At 72.3% G+C, this 16,589-nt stretch carries 15 protein-coding genes; 13 read left to right on the plus strand and 2 right to left on the minus strand.

The window, feature by feature from the left end; genetic code table 11:
• The first annotated feature begins 12 nt into the window (after positions 1 to 12).
• The 6 genes from KV394_RS10450 (at position 13) to KV394_RS10475 (ending at position 5,997) form a co-directional block, all read left to right on the plus strand.
• Positions 13 to 954: an ABC transporter permease gene (locus tag KV394_RS10450; protein WP_136029033.1), complete on the plus strand. Its 942-nt coding sequence runs from the start codon at positions 13 to 15 to the stop codon at positions 952 to 954.
• Positions 951 to 2,738 carry a dipeptide/oligopeptide/nickel ABC transporter permease/ATP-binding protein gene (locus KV394_RS10455; protein ID WP_247981394.1) on the plus strand — a complete coding sequence of 596 codons (1,788 nt, stop codon included), beginning with the start codon at positions 951 to 953 and terminating at the stop codon, positions 2,736 to 2,738. The genes KV394_RS10450 and KV394_RS10455 overlap by 4 nt, the downstream gene beginning before the upstream one ends.
• Entirely contained in the window at positions 2,735 to 3,592 is an 858-nt protein-coding gene (locus KV394_RS10460) for an ATP-binding cassette domain-containing protein (protein WP_247981395.1), read from the plus strand. Before KV394_RS10455 ends, KV394_RS10460 begins: the two co-directional genes overlap by 4 nt.
• A gap of 47 nt (positions 3,593 to 3,639) precedes the next feature.
• Positions 3,640 to 4,227 carry a TetR/AcrR family transcriptional regulator gene (locus tag KV394_RS10465; RefSeq protein ID WP_136029039.1) on the plus strand — a complete coding sequence of 196 codons (588 nt, stop codon included), beginning with the start codon at positions 3,640 to 3,642 and terminating at the stop codon, positions 4,225 to 4,227.
• A 34-nt stretch (positions 4,228 to 4,261) separates the two neighbouring features.
• Complete coding sequence (locus KV394_RS10470) at positions 4,262 to 4,936, plus strand: alpha/beta fold hydrolase (protein ID WP_247638516.1); 675 nt, start codon at positions 4,262 to 4,264, stop codon at positions 4,934 to 4,936.
• A 71-nt stretch (positions 4,937 to 5,007) separates the two neighbouring features.
• On the plus strand, positions 5,008 to 5,997 hold the full coding sequence (locus tag KV394_RS10475) for a methyltransferase family protein (protein ID WP_247981396.1): 990 nt from the start codon (positions 5,008 to 5,010) through the stop codon (positions 5,995 to 5,997).
• Between the two features lie 186 nt (positions 5,998 to 6,183).
• On the opposite strand, the gene KV394_RS10480 is transcribed toward KV394_RS10475, so the two are convergent.
• Positions 6,184 to 7,527, minus strand: a complete 1,344-nt coding sequence (locus KV394_RS10480) for an amidohydrolase (RefSeq protein WP_247981397.1) — start codon at positions 7,525 to 7,527, stop codon at positions 6,184 to 6,186.
• 163 nt (positions 7,528 to 7,690) lie between these two features.
• On the opposite strand from KV394_RS10480, the gene KV394_RS10485 reads away from it, so the two are divergent.
• Both KV394_RS10485 and KV394_RS10490 read left to right on the plus strand, forming a co-directional pair.
• Positions 7,691 to 9,139 (plus strand): glyceraldehyde-3-phosphate dehydrogenase, encoded by a 1,449-nt coding sequence (locus KV394_RS10485; protein ID WP_247638518.1) that lies wholly within the window; start codon positions 7,691 to 7,693, stop codon positions 9,137 to 9,139.
• A 36-nt stretch (positions 9,140 to 9,175) separates the two neighbouring features.
• Positions 9,176 to 10,222, plus strand: coding sequence for a winged helix DNA-binding domain-containing protein (locus KV394_RS10490; protein WP_247981398.1), 1,047 nt, complete (start codon positions 9,176 to 9,178; stop codon positions 10,220 to 10,222).
• 21 nt (positions 10,223 to 10,243) lie between these two features.
• On the opposite strand, the gene hisC is transcribed toward KV394_RS10490, so the two are convergent.
• Complete coding sequence (gene hisC / locus KV394_RS10495; RefSeq protein WP_247981399.1) at positions 10,244 to 11,344, minus strand: histidinol-phosphate transaminase; 1,101 nt, start codon at positions 11,342 to 11,344, stop codon at positions 10,244 to 10,246.
• Between the two features lie 144 nt (positions 11,345 to 11,488).
• Between hisC and KV394_RS10500 the strand changes: the two genes are divergently transcribed.
• The 5 genes from KV394_RS10500 to KV394_RS10520 are packed head-to-tail and all read left to right on the plus strand — an operon-like array spanning position 11,489 to position 16,581.
• Complete coding sequence (locus KV394_RS10500) at positions 11,489 to 12,457, plus strand: PDR/VanB family oxidoreductase (RefSeq protein ID WP_247981400.1); 969 nt, start codon at positions 11,489 to 11,491, stop codon at positions 12,455 to 12,457.
• Positions 12,458 to 12,478: 21 nt separating this feature from the next.
• Positions 12,479 to 13,681, plus strand: a complete 1,203-nt coding sequence (locus tag KV394_RS10505; protein ID WP_247981401.1) for an aromatic ring-hydroxylating dioxygenase subunit alpha — start codon at positions 12,479 to 12,481, stop codon at positions 13,679 to 13,681.
• A gap of 1 nt (position 13,682) precedes the next feature.
• Positions 13,683 to 14,204, plus strand: a complete 522-nt coding sequence (locus KV394_RS10510; RefSeq protein WP_136035537.1) for a hypothetical protein — start codon at positions 13,683 to 13,685, stop codon at positions 14,202 to 14,204.
• Positions 14,201 to 15,394 carry an amidohydrolase gene (locus KV394_RS10515; RefSeq protein WP_247981402.1) on the plus strand — a complete coding sequence of 398 codons (1,194 nt, stop codon included), beginning with the start codon at positions 14,201 to 14,203 and terminating at the stop codon, positions 15,392 to 15,394. The genes KV394_RS10510 and KV394_RS10515 overlap by 4 nt, the downstream gene beginning before the upstream one ends.
• Complete coding sequence (locus KV394_RS10520) at positions 15,391 to 16,581, plus strand: M20 metallopeptidase family protein (protein ID WP_247981403.1); 1,191 nt, start codon at positions 15,391 to 15,393, stop codon at positions 16,579 to 16,581. Before KV394_RS10515 ends, KV394_RS10520 begins: the two co-directional genes overlap by 4 nt.
• Positions 16,582 to 16,589 lie beyond the last annotated feature (8 nt).

Here is a 16,589-nt window from a genome sequence, read left to right on the forward strand (position 1 = left end):
CGAGAGGCCCTCATGCTCCTGTTCACGGCGAAGCGGGTGCTGTCCGGCATCCTGCTGCTCGTCGCGGTCTCGATCGGCACCTTCTTCCTGGCGCACCTCGCGATCAGCGATCCGACCGCCTCGCTGCTGGGCACCACCGCGAGCCCCGCGCAGCAGCAGGCCCTGGCCGAGAAGATCGGCCTCGACCGCCCCTTGATCGTGCAGTTCTGGGACTGGTTCTCGCACGCCGTGCTCCTCGACTTCGGCGAGTCGTGGCGCAACTTCCAGCCCGTCGGCGCCCAGCTCGCGATCAAGGTCCCCGTGACGCTCTCGGTGGTCACGTTCGCGACGCTCATCACGGCCGTGATCGGCATCGCGTTCGGCATGATCACCGGGCTGCGCCCCGGCACCTGGTTCGACCGGATCATCAAGGGCATCTCGGTCGTGCTGTTCGCGCTCCCCGGATTCTGGGTGAGCCTGGTGCTGGTCATGTGGCTCGCCGTGCAGCTGAAGTGGTTCCCCGCGGTCGGCTACGTGCCGCCGACGCAGTCCGTCGAGGGATGGCTGCGCTCGATCACCCTGCCGGCGATCTCCCTCGCGCTCGGCGGCATCGTCGCCGTGTCGGAGCAGCTGCGCAACGCCGTGATCGCGCAGAGCAGGCAGGACTGGGTGCGCACGCTCCGCAGCCGCGGGCTCTCCGCCGCGCGGGTCAACCTGCACATCCTCCGCAACGCCTCGCCCGCCGCGCTCACCGTGATCGCCCTCATGTTCGTGGGACTGCTGTCCGGCGCGATCGTGGTGGAGCAGATCTTCAGCCTCCCCGGCCTCGGCCAGCTCACGAACCAGTCCTCGCAGAACGGCGACATCCCGATGCTCCTGGGCATCACGGTCATCTCCATCGTGTTCGTCGTCGTGATCAACCTCCTGCTCGACCTCGTGCTGGGCTGGATCAACCCGAAGGTGCGCGTCGCATGACCACGACCGACATCCGCGTCGCGTTCGACCGCGCCGCCCAGAAGCGGCGGTCGAGCCTGTTCCGGCGCTTCCTCCGCCACCCCGGCGGCTACCTCCCGCTCGCGATCTTCCTGCTCATCGTGCTGGTCGGCGTCTTCGCGCCGCTGCTGGCGCCCATGGACCCGAACCTCGTCGACCTCGCCGCCGCCAAGGCGCCGCCCTCGCCCGAGCACCTCCTCGGCGGAGACTCCACCGGCCGCGACATCCTCAGCCGCCTCATCTACGGCACCCGGACGACCCTCTGGGGCGCGCTCATCACGATCGTCACGGCCCTCGTGATCGGTGTGCCCACCGGCGTCGCTGCGGGCTACTTCGGCGGCGTGTTCGACCGGGTCGCCACCTGGATCAGCGACGCGCTGCAGTCGATCCCCGGCATGATCATCCTGCTCGTGGTCGCCGCCGGCAGCCGCAACAACTTCGAGCTGCTGATGGCCACGGTCGGCGTGTTCATGGTGCCCGGGTACTTCCGCATCGCCCGGTCGCAGACGCTCGCGGTGCGCGGCGAGCCGTACATCGATGCCGCCCGCGTCTCCGGGCTCTCCGACGGGCGCATCATCTTCCGCCACGTGATCACCGCCGTGTACCCGCCCGTGATCATCCAGACCGCGCTCACCGCCGGCATCGCGACGGGCATGCAGGCGGGACTGCAGTTCCTCGGCATCGGCGACTCGAACGTCCCCAGCTGGGGCGCCATGATGCTCGAGGGCTTCCGCCTGATGCTCACGTACCCGCTGATGCTGCTGTGGCCCTCCGCCGCCCTCGGCCTCACGATCGCGGTGCTCGCGATCATGGGCTCGACCCTCGCCGAGCTCGTGCAGGTGCGCACGCCCCGGGCCCGCCGCCGGAAGGACGCCGCGGTGGTCGCCGCCGCCGACGCCCCCGCCCCGACCGGGGCCGCGCAGCACGAGGCCGCCTCGTCGGCGCTGCGCGTCGAGAACCTGCGCGTCGTGCACGCCACGCCGAACGGCGAGACCGAGGTCGTCCACGGGGTCACCCTCGACGTGGCCCCCGGCGAGGTCGTCGGCATCGTGGGCGAGTCCGGATCGGGCAAGTCGCAGACGGTGTTCTCGGTGCTCGACCTGCTGCCCTCCACCGGCCGCGCGACCGCCGACGCGATCTGGGTGGGCGGCACCGACGTGACCGCGGCGACGCCCGCCCAGCGGCACGCACTGCTCGGGCGCACGATCGGCTACGTGCCGCAGGAGCCCATGAGCAACCTCGACCCCTCGTACACGATCGGGCACCAGCTGGTCGAGCCGCTGCGCCGCGTGCACGGACTCAGCCGCGCGGCCGCGACCGAGCGGGCGCGCGCCGTGCTCGTGCGGGTCGGTCTCACCGACCCCGACCGGGTCATGCGCAGCTACCCGCATCAGGTGTCCGGCGGCATGGCGCAGCGCGTGCTCATCGCGGGCGCGATCGCCGGGCGGCCCTCACTGCTCGTGGCCGATGAGCCCACCACGGCGCTCGACGTGACCGTGCAGGCCGAGGTGCTCGAGCTGCTGCGCGAGCTGCAGGCCGAGTACGGCATGGCGCTGCTGATCGTCACGCACAACTTCGGCGTCGTCGCCGACATCTGCGACCGCGTGATCGTGATGCGCGGCGGCGACATCGTGGAGTCCGGACCGGTCGACGACCTGTTCGCCGCGCCCGCGGAGCCCTACACGCGCGAGCTGATCGCCGCCTCGCTCGACGACGCCGCCGGCCGCGCCGAGCTCGACCGCCACCGTACGGAGGTGCCCGCATGACCGCCGCGACCGACACCGCGACCCGCCCGCTGCTCGAGGTGACCGACCTGGTGGTGGAGTACGGGCGCGGGCGCACCGCGTTCCGCGCGCTGCACGGGGTCTCGCTCGACATCGCGCCGGGGGAGTGCCTCGGGCTCGTGGGCGAGTCCGGGTCGGGCAAGTCCACGCTCGGCAAGGCCATCCTCGGCCTGGCCCCGGTGACCGAGGGGAGCATCCGCTTCGACGGCCGCGATATCAGCCGCCTGGGCGGTCGTGCCCGCCGCGCGCTCGCCGACGACGTGCAGGTCGTGTTCCAGGACCCGTACGGTTCGCTCAACCCCGCCCTCACGATCGGCGACATCCTCACCGAGCCGCTGCTCACGACCGGCCTCGGCGCGAAGGCCGCCGAGGCGAAGGTGCGCGAGATGCTCGACCGGGTGCGGCTGCCCTCGGCCAGCATGGACCGCTACCCGAGCGAGTTCTCCGGCGGTCAGCGGCAGCGCGTCGCGATCGCCCGCGCCCTGGTGCGCGGACCGCGGCTGATCGTGTGCGACGAGCCCGTGAGCGCGCTCGACCTCACCACGCAGGCCACCATCCTCGACCTGTTCATCGAGCTGCAGCGCGACACCGGCGTGGCGTACCTGTTCGTGTCGCACGACCTCGGCGTCGTGCGGCGCGTGTGCCACCGGGTGGCCGTGATGTATCGCGGCGAGCTGGTGGAGGTGGGCGAGGGCGAGCAGGTCACCCGCGCCCCGCGGCACCCCTACTCCGAGCGGCTGCGCCTCGCCTCGCCCGTGGCCGACCCGGTCGCGCAGCGGGAGCGCCGGGCGCAGTGGCTCGCTCTGCGGGAGGTGCCCGATGCGGCGGTACGGTAGCTCCAGGCCGGAACTCGCACTCACCCGGACCCGGCCGGAAGGACGCCATGCCGAAGATCATCGACCACGACCAGCGGCGACGGGACATCGTCGAGGTGGCCAAGAGCATCATCCTGAAGGGCGGCTTCGAGGCTGCGACGATGCGCAGCATCGCCGCGGAGGCGGGGTTCGCGAACGGGGCTCTGAAGCACTACTTCCCCGGCAAGGAGAGCATCGTCGCGGCGACGTTCGAGACGATCCTGCAGCAGATGTCGGAGGGCGTGCAGGCGGCGGGCGAGGAGCCGGTCGCGGCCGACGATGCGCTGCGGGGCTTCTTGCAGGCGACCATCCCGCGCGACCGGGAGCAGATCGCCGCGGGGCGGGTGCTGCTGGCGCTGTGGGAGTACGCGATGGCGAACGAGGCGCTCGCGGAGCTGTATCGCGGGCACCTGGCGTCGTGGCGGCGCTCGCTGATCGAGCGGATGGAGGCGGCCCGCGACGAGGGGTCGATCCGCGAGCAGGACTACGGCTCGCTCGCGGACGAGTTCATCTCGGCGGCGGTGGGCGCGACCGTCATCAACCTCATGTATCCGGACGGCGACCGCATCGCCGACTACGAGAGCTACATCGACCGGTTCCTGGCGCGGCTGCGCTGATCGCGGGGCGCCGGTCCGCACAGGGAGGCGCCGCATGACCGCACAGACAGCTCGACCCGTGGTGTTCCTGCACGGCCTCGCCTCGCGCGGCTCCCAGGACTGGCCGGAGACGGAGTGGACGGGGGTGCTCGGCGACCGCCCGCGCGTCGTGATCGACCTCCCGGCGCACGGTGAGGCGGAGGCGCTCGGCGTGGTCCCGACCTCGGCCGTGCTCGACGCGCTCGCCGAGACGATCGGACCGGACGAGATCGATCTGGTCGGCTACTCGCTGGGCGCCCGGCTCGCCTGGGACCTCGCTCGTCACCCGCGCGTGGCGGTGCGCCGCCTGGTCCTCGGCGGGCTCAGCGCGGGGGAGCCCTTCGCGCTGGTCGACCTTCCGGCTGCCCGTGCCGCCGTCGGGGGAGGGGCGGCGCCCGCGGATCCGCTGACCGCGATGATCGTGCACATGGCGACCCTCCCCGGCAACCGCGCCGGCGAGCTGCTCGACCTGATCGAGGGGCTCGCCACTGAGCCGTTCGCGCCCGAGGGCGGCGTGCCCGCGCAGCCGGTGCTGCTGCTGGGCGGCGCCGACGACGCGATGGCGGCGGGCATCGACGGCCTCGCCGCACTGCTGCCCGACGCCCGTGTGCAGCGGGTGCCGGGGGACCACCTCACGGCGCCGCACACGCCGGAGTTCCGCGCGGCGGTCCGCGACTTCCTCGCGGACTGAGCCGGGGCCCGTCGGACGGCCCGCACCCTGACCTTTATTTCCCACGTTCGTAGACAATCGAAAGGCACCCCATGACCGACACCTCCACGCCGGACGCCGCGCGGATCCTCGACATCGCCACCGGCTACATGGCCGCCAAGCAGCTGTTCCAGGCCAGCCGGATCGGCCTGTTCGCCGCCGTCGCCGACGGCGCAGACACGGTCAGCGCGATCGCCGAGCGCTGCGGGGTGAGCGAGCGCATCGCGCGCCTGCTCGCCGACGCGATGGCGGCCAAGGGGCTGCTCGTGCGCACCGACGGACGCTACGCCCTCGCCGACGACGCCGCGGCCTACCTCACGGGCGACGCCGCCGCGATCGACCTCGCGCCGTTCCTCACCTTCCTCGACGAGATCAGCTACCCGCACTGGCTGCAGTTCGCGCACACCGTCGACACCACCCAGCCGGGTGACCTGCAGATGGACGACGCCCGCTGGGGCACGTTCATGGCGGGCGTCATGACGTACAACCGCCTGCACGCGCAGGAGTTCGGACGCCTCGTCGACCTCTCCGGTGCCACGAACGCCCTCGACTTCGGCGGGCTCTCGGCCGAGTTCGCGCTGTCGGTCATGGCGCGCAACCCGCAGCTGCACACGACCTTCGTGTATGCGCCAGGGTTCGAGGACGGCCTGGCCGAGGCCGTGCAGTCTGCGGGCGTGGCCGACCGCACGACCGTGGAGGTGGGGGAGACCGCGACCGCGACGCCCGAGGGCTCGTACGACACCGTGTTCGCCAACCACGTGATCCACCGCTTCTCGGCGGAGGAGAACGCGCAGATCCTCCGCAACCTGCGGGCGGCCGCGGCCGATGGTGCGACCCTGACCGTGCTCGACTTCTTCCTCGACGACGACGCCGAGCAGCGCGCGCTCGACGCCCTCCACGCGGGGGAGTACCTGGTGATCGACGGCACCGTGGTGTACCCGGAGTCCGAGGTGCGCGGCTGGCTGAGCGACGCCGGCTGGTCGGTGCGCGACACGATCGCCCTGCCGGGGAGCCCGCGGGTGCTGGTGGCCACCGCGGTGTGAGAACCGTGGTCTGAGACTGGTCCGAGGGGGATCAGAGGCGGGCGGCATGCGTGAACATGCCGCCCGCCGTTTTCGTGTGTCCCCGTGGCGTGCCGTGCGGGGATGCGGGCGCGATACCGCGCCTTCCTGGCGGGTTTCCGGCACGTTCTCGATCCGCACCGGGGGCCGGGCGGGGCCGCTGCCGCCTCAGTCGCGCGCGAAGACCGTCCGGCCGTCGACGACCGTGCGCTCCACCGTGACGGAGGTGAACGCCCGCCCTGGTTCGAGCGGATCCTCGTCGAGCACCGTGAGGTCGGCGACGCGACCCGGCTCGAGCGTGCCCTTCCACTCGGCGGCGCCGTCCTGCCGCGCGGCCTCCACGGTCATCGCGCGCAGGAGCCGTCGCCGCAGCTCCGCGTCGTCCACCCCGCCCGCCGCGGTCACGAGCCGCAGTGAGGCGTCGAGGCTCGGGCGCCAGTCCGGGGTCGCGATCGGGGCGTCGCTCGTCAGCGTGGTGAGGGCGCCCGAGCCGAACATCTCGGCGAGCGGCCAGGCCGCGGCGACCCGTGCCTCGCCGAGCTGGACGGCGGCCCATGAGTGGGTGTGCGCGGCGATCAGCGGCTGGATCGCGAACCCGGCGCCGATGTCGCGCATGCGGGCGATCTGCGCGGGCGTCGCGAGGTCGCCGTGCACGACGTAGTGCGGTCCCGGCGCGGCGGGCGCCGGGTCGAGCCGTTCCAGCACCGCGAGGAACTCGGCGATCGAGCGGTCGCCCGTGGCGTGCACCGCGATCTGCAGGCCGCGCGCGGCGGCGAGCTCGATCATGCGCTGGAACGCCGACAGCGGATCGCCGCCGCCGCGCGTGAGCAGGTGTCCGGTCGTGCCGTCGGCGTAGGGCTCGTCCGTCCAGGCGGTGGCCATCGGCGGGATGCCGTCGGCGAAGATCTTGACCCCGGGGATCGCGAGCCAGCGCGCGTCGGTCGAGGGCGGCGGGGTCTGGAGCCCGCGCTCGAAGTCGTCGAGCGTGCTCTCGCCGTCGATCGTGCCGAACAGGCGCAGCAGCGTGACGCGGGAGGTCTGCGCGCCCTCGCGGTGCAGCTCCACGTAGGCGTCGAGCATGTCGCTGCCGAAGCATCCCGTCTCGCCGTCGTCCTCGCCGGGGCCGATGCCGGGTTCGGTGTAGCTGGTGATCCCGAGCTCGGCGAGCAGCCGCCATGCCCGTCGCAGGGTGGCGCGTCGCTCCCCGGCCGTGGAGACCAGGCGGCCGGACGGCTGCTGCTCCGGCGGGGTGTCGGAGAAGAAGAGGTGGGGCCAGCGGGCGCCGAGCCAGGCGGCGTGCAGGTGGGCGTCGTTGAGGCCGGGCACGACCGTGCGGCCGTCGAGCTCGAGCGTGCTCCGGGCGGGGAGCGCCTCGGCGTCGGCACCGGTGGCGACGATCACCCCGTCGCGCACGGCGAGGGCCGACGTGGTGGTGTCGCGCGGGTCGAGGGTGTGGATGCGGCCGCCGCGGATGATCAGGTCGGCGCCGTCGCCGGAGAGTGCAGTGCTCATTATTCCACCAGTGTAGACGAAAAGAACGGACGAGCGGGGACCCCGGACACCCGATTCGGCGCTGCCCTCGCCCGGCTTGTACGCTGGGGGCATCCCCCGAATCCACCGGCAACCTCGCGCGAGCCGGCGACCTCGGCGCGCGCTCACACATGCAAGGACGCAGATGAACGATTCCGCGGCACCCCGCGACGAATGGACGGCGAGCGAAGAGCTGGCGGAGCGGATGATCCCGCTCGTCGGAGCGCTCAAGCGGGAGCACGACGTGGTCACGTCGTTGCACGGGCACCGGCTGCTGGGCCTGTCGGCGACCGGTCTCGTCGAGGTGCACGACCGCGTCGCGCAGCTCGGCCACGAACGACTCTCGATCGACGACACCCTCGCCGTGCTCGAGGCCATCCACGCACTCGGACCAGGAGCCTCCTCGCTCGACGTGGCCCGGCTCGCGGAGGGCCACGCGGCGAGCGGCCGCCCGCTCGACGAGTACCTGGCAGAGGCGCTGGCCCCCGCGATCGGTGCCGTGCCCGCCGACCCGACCGACGTGGTGCTGTACGGCTTCGGTCGCATCGGGCGTCTGCTCGCGCGCATCCTCATCGCCCACACCGGCGGCGGCAGCGGACTGCGCCTGCGTGCCATCGTCGTGCGCCGGGGCTCCGACAACGACCTCGTCAAGCGCGCCTCGCTGCTGCTGCGCGACTCGGTGCACGGCCGCTTCGCCGGCTCGGTCACGGTCGACGAGGAGGCCGAGCAGATCATCGCCAACGGCACCCGCATCCAGGTGATCTACTCCGACGACCCCGCCACGATCGACTACACCGCCTACGGCATCCACGACGCGATCGTCGTCGACAACACCGGCCGCTGGCGCGACGAGGCCGGGCTCTCGCAGCACCTGCGGTCCGCCGGGGTCGCGCGCGTGCTGCTGACCGCGCCGGGCAAGGGCGCGCTGAAGAACATCGTGCACGGCATCAACGACGCCGACGTCACGCCGGAGGACCGCATCGTCTCGGCGGCGTCCTGCACCACCAATGCGATCACCCCGGTGCTCGCCGCGATCGACGAGGCCTACGGCGTGGTCGCCGGGCATGTGGAGACCGTGCACTCGTTCACGAACGACCAGAACCTCATCGACAACTTCCACAAGGGCGATCGCCGCGGCCGCTCGGCCGTGCTCAACATGGTCATCACCGAGACCGGTGCCGCGAAGGCGGTCGCCAAGGCGCTGCCGCAGCTGGAGGGCAAGCTCACCGGTAGCTCCATCCGCGTGCCCACGCCCGACGTGTCGCTCGCGGTGCTGCACCTGACCTGCGAGCGCCCCGTGGAGAAGGAGCAGGTCAACGACTACCTGCGGCGCATCTCGCTGCACTCGAAGCTGCGCCAGCAGATCGACTACGTCGAGAGCCCCGACGTCGTCTCCACCGACTTCGTGGGATCGCACAGGGCGGGCATCGTCGACGGGCTCGCGACCGTCGCCCACGGCAACACGCTCATCCTCTACGTCTGGTACGACAACGAGTTCGGCTACTCGTGCCAGGTCATCCGGGTGCTGGAGGTCATGGCCGGGTCGCACCCGATCGTGCTTCCGGAGCGCCGCGAGGTCACGCTGCAGGCCTGACCCGCGAATGGGGGAGGCACCCGCCATGATGGGGGCATGACTCCCGCGGCCCTGCTGTCCGAGCGCCTCCGCTCCCACCGTCTGACCGCGCCGGCGCCGACGGTCGCCGACGCCGCGCGCCACCTGCTGGCCGTGCAGAGCCAAGACCTCACGGCCGGCCGGTGGGCCCTGGCCTGCCGCGCCAGGGGCGCCGTCCGCCTGCGCGATGTGGACGCCGCGTTCGCCCGCGGGGAGCTCGTGCGCGCGTGGACCATGCGCGGCACGCTGCACACCGTGCCCGCGCGCGACCTCGGCTGGATGCTGGAGGTCACGGCCGAGCGGCAGCGGCAGCAGGCGGCCTCCCGGCAGCGGCAGCTCGGGATCGACGCGGAGGTCACGGCGACCGCGGTGAAGGCGCTCGTCCCGCGACTGCGCGACGGCGGGCTCACGCGGGCCGAGGTCTTCGCGGTGTGGGAGGCTGCGGGCATCGACCCGTCGGGCCAGCGCGGCATCCACCTCCTGTTCGACCTGACCATCGATGGGCTCGTGTGTCAGGGGCCGATCGTGCCGCGCTCCGGCATCACGCGCGACCAGCGGTTCGTGCTCGTCGAGGAGCACATCCGTGCGCACGAGCGGCCGGACGACCCGCTGGCCGAGCTGTTCGTGCGCTACATCGACGGACACGGCCCCGCGGGCGTCGCGGACTTCGCGTGGTGGTCGGGGCTCACCCTCGGGCAGTCGAGGGAGGCCGCGGCGCGCGCCGCCGGGCGCGTGACCGAGGTCGCCGAGGGCCTGTTCACCGCGGGCGCGCACCCCCGCCGGGCTCCCGCGGCCCCGTCGGTGCAGGCGCTGCCCGCGTTCGACGAGTACTACATCTCCTACGCCGACCGCACGCCCGTGTGCGACCCGACGTACCTGGGTCGCGTCGGCCCGGGCAAGAACGGCATGGTGCGCGCGACGATCGTGGAGGACGGACGCGTCATCGGCTGCTGGACCCACGCGGCCGCCGCGCACACGGCCGATCCCGAGCTGTTCACCGAGCCGGGCGACCCCGATGCCGTGAGCGCCGCGCTCGCCCGGTTCGCCGCGTTCATCGACGGCTGACCCGCCCGGAGCGACCCGGCGTCAGCCCGCGACCGGCACCGGGGCGAGCAGCGCGGCGATCTGCGGTGCGAGCGCGATGAGGCGATCGTTCGCCTCGGTCTCGGCCACGGTGGCCCGCAGACCCTCGCCGGGGAACGGGCGCACGAGCAGCCCGTGGTGCTCCAGCAGCTCGGCGACTGCGGCGGTCGTGTCGCCCAGCGGCAGCCAGACGAAGTTGCCGCGGCTCTCGGGCACGGTGATCCCGGCGGCGGCGAAGGCGGTGACGATGCGCTCGCGCTCCTGCACGAGGGCGTCGACGCGCTCCTGCAGCTCGTCCTCCGCAGCGAGGGAGGCGACCGCGGCGGTCTGGGCGAGGTTCGTGACGCCGAACGGGATGGCGACCTTGCGCAGCGCGATGCCCAGCTGCTCGGGGGCGATGGCGTAGCCCACCCGCATGCCGGCCAGCCCGTACGCCTTCGAGAACGTGTGCGCGACGGCCACGTTGGGGTAGCGGCGGAAGTACTCGATGCCCACGGGCGAGTCGGCGCGGTCGTTGAACTGCACGTACGCCTCGTCGATCACCACGACGATGTGCGCCGGCACCTGCGACAGGAACCGGTCGAGCTCGGCGTCGCCGACGGTCGTGCCGGTCGGGTTGTTCGGGTTGCACACGAGGATCAGGCGCGTGCGGTCGGTGATGGCGGCGAGCATGGCGTCGAGGTCGTGGCGGTGGTCGGCGGTGAGCGGCACCATCACGGGTACGGCTCCGGCGGCCCTGGCCAGCATCGGGTACGCCTCGAACGAGCGCCAGGCGAACAGCACCTCGTCACCCTCGCCGGCGGTGGCCCGCATCAGCTGCGACACGACCTCGACCGAGCCGCTGCCGAGCACCACGTTGACGGGCTCGACACCGAAGCGCGCGCACAGCTCGGTGGTGAGGGCGGTGGCCGCGGTCTCGGGGTAGCGGTTGATGGTGGCGAGCTCGTCGGCGATCGCGGCGGTCACCGAGGGGAGCGGGGGATAGGGGTTCTCGTTCGACGAGATCTTGTGCACGGGACCGGTGGTCTCGGTCTGCGGTGCCGCCTTGCCCGGCTTGTAGCCGGGGATCGCGTCCAGGTCTCCCCGCAGTCTCAGCTCCGACATCCGATGGCCCTTCTCTCGTGTGCGCTCCTGCGGCCGTGTCCGTTTGACAGGCCCGAGCGGACTTCATACTATCGCAATTGAATATAAAGAATGTTGTCAATCCGATCCACGACGATCGGATGCGACGGAAGGAGCGGAGCGACGGTGCCCCACACTGCGGTCGATTCCCCGGAACAGCGCCTCGCCCTGCGCGTGCGCGCCATGCGCCAGGAGGCGAAGGACGTGCTGTCCCTCGAGCTCGACGACCCCACCGGCGCCGAACTGCCGGACTGGGAGCCGGGAGCGCACATCGACCTCCGCTTCGCGAACGGCGTCGAACGCCAGTACTCGCTGTGCTCCGACCCCGGCGACCGCACCGCCTGGCGCATCGCGGTGCTCGCCGAGAGCCCGAGCCGCGGCGGCTCCCGCTACGTGCACCAGACGCTGCGCGTCGGTGACCCCGTCACGGCCTCCGCCCCCATCAACCACTTCGCACTCGCGCCGGCGGACGACTACGTCTTCGTGGCCGGCGGCATCGGCATCACGCCCATCCTGCCGATGCTGCAGGAGGCCACCCGCCGCGGCGTTCCGTGGCGGCTCGCGTACCTCGGCTCGGCGGGGGAGCGCATGGCATTCCTCTCCTCGACCCAGCTCGCGGGCGGCGAACTGCTGCTGGTGCGCGGCGACGTCGACGACCGGCTCGACCTGGCCGCTTGGATCGGTGCGCCCTCCGCCGAGACCGGTGTGTACGCGTGCGGTCCGGAGCGCATGCTCGATGCGCTGGAAGAGCTGAGCGCCGGATGGCCGCGCGGGGTGCTGCACGTCGAGCGCTTCCAGGCGAAGACCTTCGGCGAATCGCAGGGCGCCGAGTCGTTCGAGGTGGTCGCCAGCCGGTCCGACCTCGTCGTCACGGTGGACCGCGGGTGCAGCATCCTCGAGATGCTCGAGAACGCCGGTATCGGCGTGCCCAGCTCCTGCCTGGAGGGCGTGTGCGGCACGTGCGAGACCGCCGTCGTCGACGGGGCGCCCGAGCACCGCGACTCGATCCTCACCCCCGACGAGCGCGAGAGCAACGAGACGATGATGATCTGCGTCTCCCGTTCGCTCGGCGACCGTCTCGTCCTCGACATCTGACCCCCCACGAACGGAGCGACCATGGACACCGGAACCGCATACGGGCTGCGCCTCGGGCAGCCGCTGAACGAGCTCGCCCAGGTGGGTCCTGGCACCCCCTACGGGGAGGTGCTGCGCCGCTACTGGCACCCGGTCGCGAAGGTCGAGGATGCGACGACACGACCCCTCTCGCTGCGCGTGCTGGGCGAGGAGCTCGTGCTGTTCCGCACCCGCAAGGGCAAGGCGGGTCTGCTGCACCCGCGCTGCATCCACCGCGGCGCGTCGCTGTTCTACGGCGGGGTCGAGGACGAGGGCATCCGCTGCTGCTACCACGGCTGGGTGTTCGACACCGAGGGGCACTGCCTGGAGCAGCCGTGCGAGCCCGACCTGGGACTGCACCGCGATCGCGTACGCCAGCCGTGGTACCCCGTCGAGGAGCAGTACGGCCTGATCTGGGCCTACATGGGCCCGCCCGACAAGAAGCCGGTGCTGCCGCGCTACGACACGCTCGAGGAGCTGGCCGCCGACGAGCAGCTCATCGTGAACGACCAGGGCGTGGGCGGAGGCGGCCCGGCACAGCTCGACTTCAACTGGCTGCAGCACTGGGAGAACGTGATGGACCCGTTCCACGTGCCGATCCTGCACGCCCGGTTCAGCGGCAACCAGTTCACGCCGGAGATGGCGCTGATCCCCGAGGTCGAGTACGAGTACACGCCGCTGGGCGTTCGGAGCATCCAGATGCGCGACCTCGGCGACGGCCGGCAGCTGCGCCGCGTGACCGAGGTGATCTTCCCGAACCTGCGCGTGGTGGCGAGCCCCAAGCTCGCCTCCGGACAGACGAACATGATCGGCTGGGTGGTGCCGATGGACGACACCAACTTCCGCATCTTCACGGTCGCGCGCGACAGCGACCCCGACTTCCTCACCAAGCTGCGCTCCACCCACGAGGGCAAGCCGTGGAAGGAGCTCACCGACCTGGAGCACCAGCGGCTGCCCGGCGACTACGAGGCGCAGAAGTCGCAGGGCGCCATCTCGCTGCACTCCGAGGATCACCTCACCACCACCGACCAGGGCATCGCGATGATCCGGCGCATGATGGCCAAGCAGCACCGGGCCGTGGCGGGCGGCGGCGACCCGGTGGGCGTGTTCTTCGACGAGTCGGAGCGGCTGATCCGCATCGAGGGTGGCAACTACTTCGAGGGCGCGCCCGACGCGCCGCTGCTCGCCGACGCGGTGGACGACTGACATGGCCAAGTACACGGCGCGGCCGCCCCGCGGGGACCGTCCGGTCCTCGTGCTGGGCATCAGCGACGTCGTCGTGATCGAGGGCGAGCCGGCCGTGCCGGTGAGCACGCACCACCTGTCGGCGTGGGGGCGGTGGGTGCGCGACGTCGCCATCCCCGACGCCGCGGCGCAGCGGCTGCACGAGCTGGCGGAGCACTTCGACATCGTGTGGGCGTCGGAGTGGGGCCACAACGCGCACACCGCGTTCCGCGAGCCGCTCGAGCTGCCGGAGGAGCCGTGGCCGTTCCTGCCCGTGCAGTTCGACAAGCTCGCCCACATCCGCCGGTACGCGGACGGTCTGCCGTGGATCTGGGTCGACGATCCGCTCGTCGACCTGAGCGGCGAGCCGCCCCGGTGCGACGACGGCATCGTGGTGCGCGTGGACCCGGCCGCCGGCATCCTCAGCCTGGACGTCGACGAGCTGCTGACGAAGACGCGCGAGCTGGTCGAGCGTCGCGCCGAGGAAGACGAGGAGAACGCATGACGGATGCCGTCGCGATCGTGGGAGGGCGGGTCGTCACGGGCCTGGGCGAGGAGATCGAGAGCGGCACCGTGCTGCTGTCCGACGGGCGCATCGAGGCCGTCGGCACAGGGCTCGCCGTGCCCGAGGGCGCCCGGGTGATCGACGCCGCCGGATGCTGGGTGCTGCCCGGCCTCATCGACCCGCACAGCCACATCGGCGCGCACGAGGAGGCCAACGGCCCCGCCGGGTTCGACGGCAGCGAGGTCTCGTCGCCGGTCACCGCCGGCGTGCGGGCCATCGACGCCGTCAACATCGAGGACATCGCCTTCCGCGACGCGCTCGCCGGTGGCATCACCGCCGTGGTCGTGAAGCCGGGATCGGGCAACCCGATCGGCGGGCAGAGCGTCGCCATCAAGACGGCGGGAGGGCGCTCGGTCGACGAGCAGGTGATCCGCGCGGCGCTCGGCATGAAGTCGGCGCTCGGCGAGAACCCCAAGCAGGCCTACGGGGAGCGCAAGCAGCTGCCGTCGACCCGGCTCGGCATCGCCCTCGTCATCCGTCAGGCGCTGCGCGACGCGCAGGACTACGCGGTCCGGCGTGACAAGGCCCGCGCCGACGGCACGCCGTTCGCCGTGGACCTCGGAAAGCAGGCGCTCACGGAAGCCCTCGACGGCACGCTCACGTGGGAGCAGCACGCGCACCGGCACGACGACATCGCCACGGCGCTGCGCATCGCCGACGAGTTCGGGCTGCGCCTCGTCCTCAATCACGGCACCGAGGCGCACAAGCTCGCCGGCATCCTCGCCGCGCGCGACGTGCCCGTGATCTACGGACCCATCCTGTCGAGCCGCTCCAAGGTGGAGGTACGCGAAGCCGATCCCGCGAACCTCGCCGCGCTCGCCGCGGCGGGTGTGCGCGTGGCGCTCACCACCGACCACCCGGTCGTGCCCATCGGCCTGCTCGCGATGCAGGCGGCCGTGGCCGTGCGGGCCGGGCTGCCGAGGGAGACCGCGCTCGCGGCGATGACCTCGACGGCCGCGGCCATCGCCGGCATCGACGACCGGGTCGGCGCGCTGGAGCCCGGCCGCGACGCGGATGTGGTTCTGTGGACCGGAGACCCGCTCGACGTCGCCTCGACCGTGCGGGAGGTGCTCATCGACGGGCGCACGGTGTACTCGGCGCCGTCCGCGGTGCAGGAGGGGAACGGATGACGCTGCACGACGACGCTGCACGCCTGCAGCCGGAGCTGGTGGAGCTGCGCCGTCGTCTGCACCGCATCCCCGAGCCCGGGTTCGACCTGCCGCTGACGCAGCGCGCCGTGCTCGACGCGATCGACGGCCTGGGCCTGGAGATCACGACCGGATCGGACCTCAGCTCGGTCACAGCCGTGCTGCGCGGCGCGACCGACGGCCCGTCCGTGCTCCTGCGCGGAGACATGGACGCGCTCGCCATCGTCGAGGAGACCGGGCTCGAGTACGCGTCGGCGAACGGGGCGATGCACGCGTGCGGGCACGACCTGCACGTGGCCGGACTCGTGGGGGCCGCACGCCTGCTCGCCGGGCGGCGCGACCGCATCGCCGGCTCCGTCGTCTTCATGTTCCAGCCCGGCGAGGAAGCGGGCGGCGGGGCTCCGCTCATGATCCGCGACGGCGTGCTCGACGCCGCGGGCACGCGGGTCGAGGCCGCCTACGGCATCCACGTGGGTCCGGGCGCGCGCGGCACGTTCCAGCTGAAGTCCGGCACGATCATGGCGGGCGCCAACGTGCTGCGGGTGCGCGTGCACGGGAGGGGAGGGCACGGGTCGAGGCCGCAGCAGGCCGTGGATCCCGTGCCCGTGGTGGCCGAGCTGATCCTCGCCCTGCAGTCCTGGGTCACGCGCCGCATCGACGTGTTCGATCCCGTGGTGCTGTCGGTCACGACGCTGTTCGCGGGGGAGATCACGAATGTGATCCCCGAGGACGCGGGCTTCGCGGCGACCCTGCGCACGCTGTCCGAGGCGTCGATCGCGCAGGCGCAGGCCGAGCTGCCGCCGCTGATCGAGCGCATCGCCGCGGCGCACGGCTGCACGGCCGACGTCGAGGTGATCGTCGGCTATCCGGTCACGGTCAACACGGTCGAGGAGACGGCGGCGGCGGCAGCGGTGCTCCGCGCCGAGTTCGGCGAGGACCGCGTGGAGGAGATCGATGCGCCCTGGATGGCGTCGGAGGACTTCTCGTTCGTGCTCAGGGAGGTGCCAGGCACGTTCCTGTTCCTGTGCGCGACCCCGCCGGATGTGGACCAGGACGACATCCCGATGAACCACTCGCCGCATGCGCGGTTCGACGACGCGGTGCTGGGCGATCAGGCCGCGGCTCTCGCGGCGCTCGCCTGGCGCCACGTCGGAGTCGGCGACGCGTAGGCGCCCGT

This window comes from Microbacterium sufflavum (assembly GCF_023101165.1).
Taxonomy (GTDB): domain Bacteria; phylum Actinomycetota; class Actinomycetes; order Actinomycetales; family Microbacteriaceae; genus Microbacterium; species Microbacterium sufflavum.

Coding starts and splice junctions, on each gene's coding strand:
- KV394_RS10450 (WP_136029033.1), top strand. CDS start 13: ATGCTCCTGTTCACGGCGAAGCGGGTGCTGTCCGGCATCCTGCTGCTC.
- KV394_RS10455 (WP_247981394.1), top strand. CDS start 951: ATGACCACGACCGACATCCGCGTCGCGTTCGACCGCGCCGCCCAGAAG.
- KV394_RS10460 (WP_247981395.1), top strand. CDS start 2,735: ATGACCGCCGCGACCGACACCGCGACCCGCCCGCTGCTCGAGGTGACC.
- KV394_RS10465 (WP_136029039.1), top strand. CDS start 3,640: ATGCCGAAGATCATCGACCACGACCAGCGGCGACGGGACATCGTCGAG.
- KV394_RS10470 (WP_247638516.1), top strand. CDS start 4,262: ATGACCGCACAGACAGCTCGACCCGTGGTGTTCCTGCACGGCCTCGCC.
- KV394_RS10475 (WP_247981396.1), top strand. CDS start 5,008: ATGACCGACACCTCCACGCCGGACGCCGCGCGGATCCTCGACATCGCC.
- KV394_RS10480 (WP_247981397.1), bottom strand. CDS start 7,527: ATGAGCACTGCACTCTCCGGCGACGGCGCCGACCTGATCATCCGCGGC.
- KV394_RS10485 (WP_247638518.1), top strand. CDS start 7,691: ATGAACGATTCCGCGGCACCCCGCGACGAATGGACGGCGAGCGAAGAG.
- KV394_RS10490 (WP_247981398.1), top strand. CDS start 9,176: ATGACTCCCGCGGCCCTGCTGTCCGAGCGCCTCCGCTCCCACCGTCTG.
- hisC (WP_247981399.1), bottom strand. CDS start 11,344: ATGTCGGAGCTGAGACTGCGGGGAGACCTGGACGCGATCCCCGGCTAC.
- KV394_RS10505 (WP_247981401.1), top strand. CDS start 12,479: ATGGACACCGGAACCGCATACGGGCTGCGCCTCGGGCAGCCGCTGAAC.
- KV394_RS10510 (WP_136035537.1), top strand. CDS start 13,683: ATGGCCAAGTACACGGCGCGGCCGCCCCGCGGGGACCGTCCGGTCCTC.
- KV394_RS10515 (WP_247981402.1), top strand. CDS start 14,201: ATGACGGATGCCGTCGCGATCGTGGGAGGGCGGGTCGTCACGGGCCTG.
- KV394_RS10520 (WP_247981403.1), top strand. CDS start 15,391: ATGACGCTGCACGACGACGCTGCACGCCTGCAGCCGGAGCTGGTGGAG.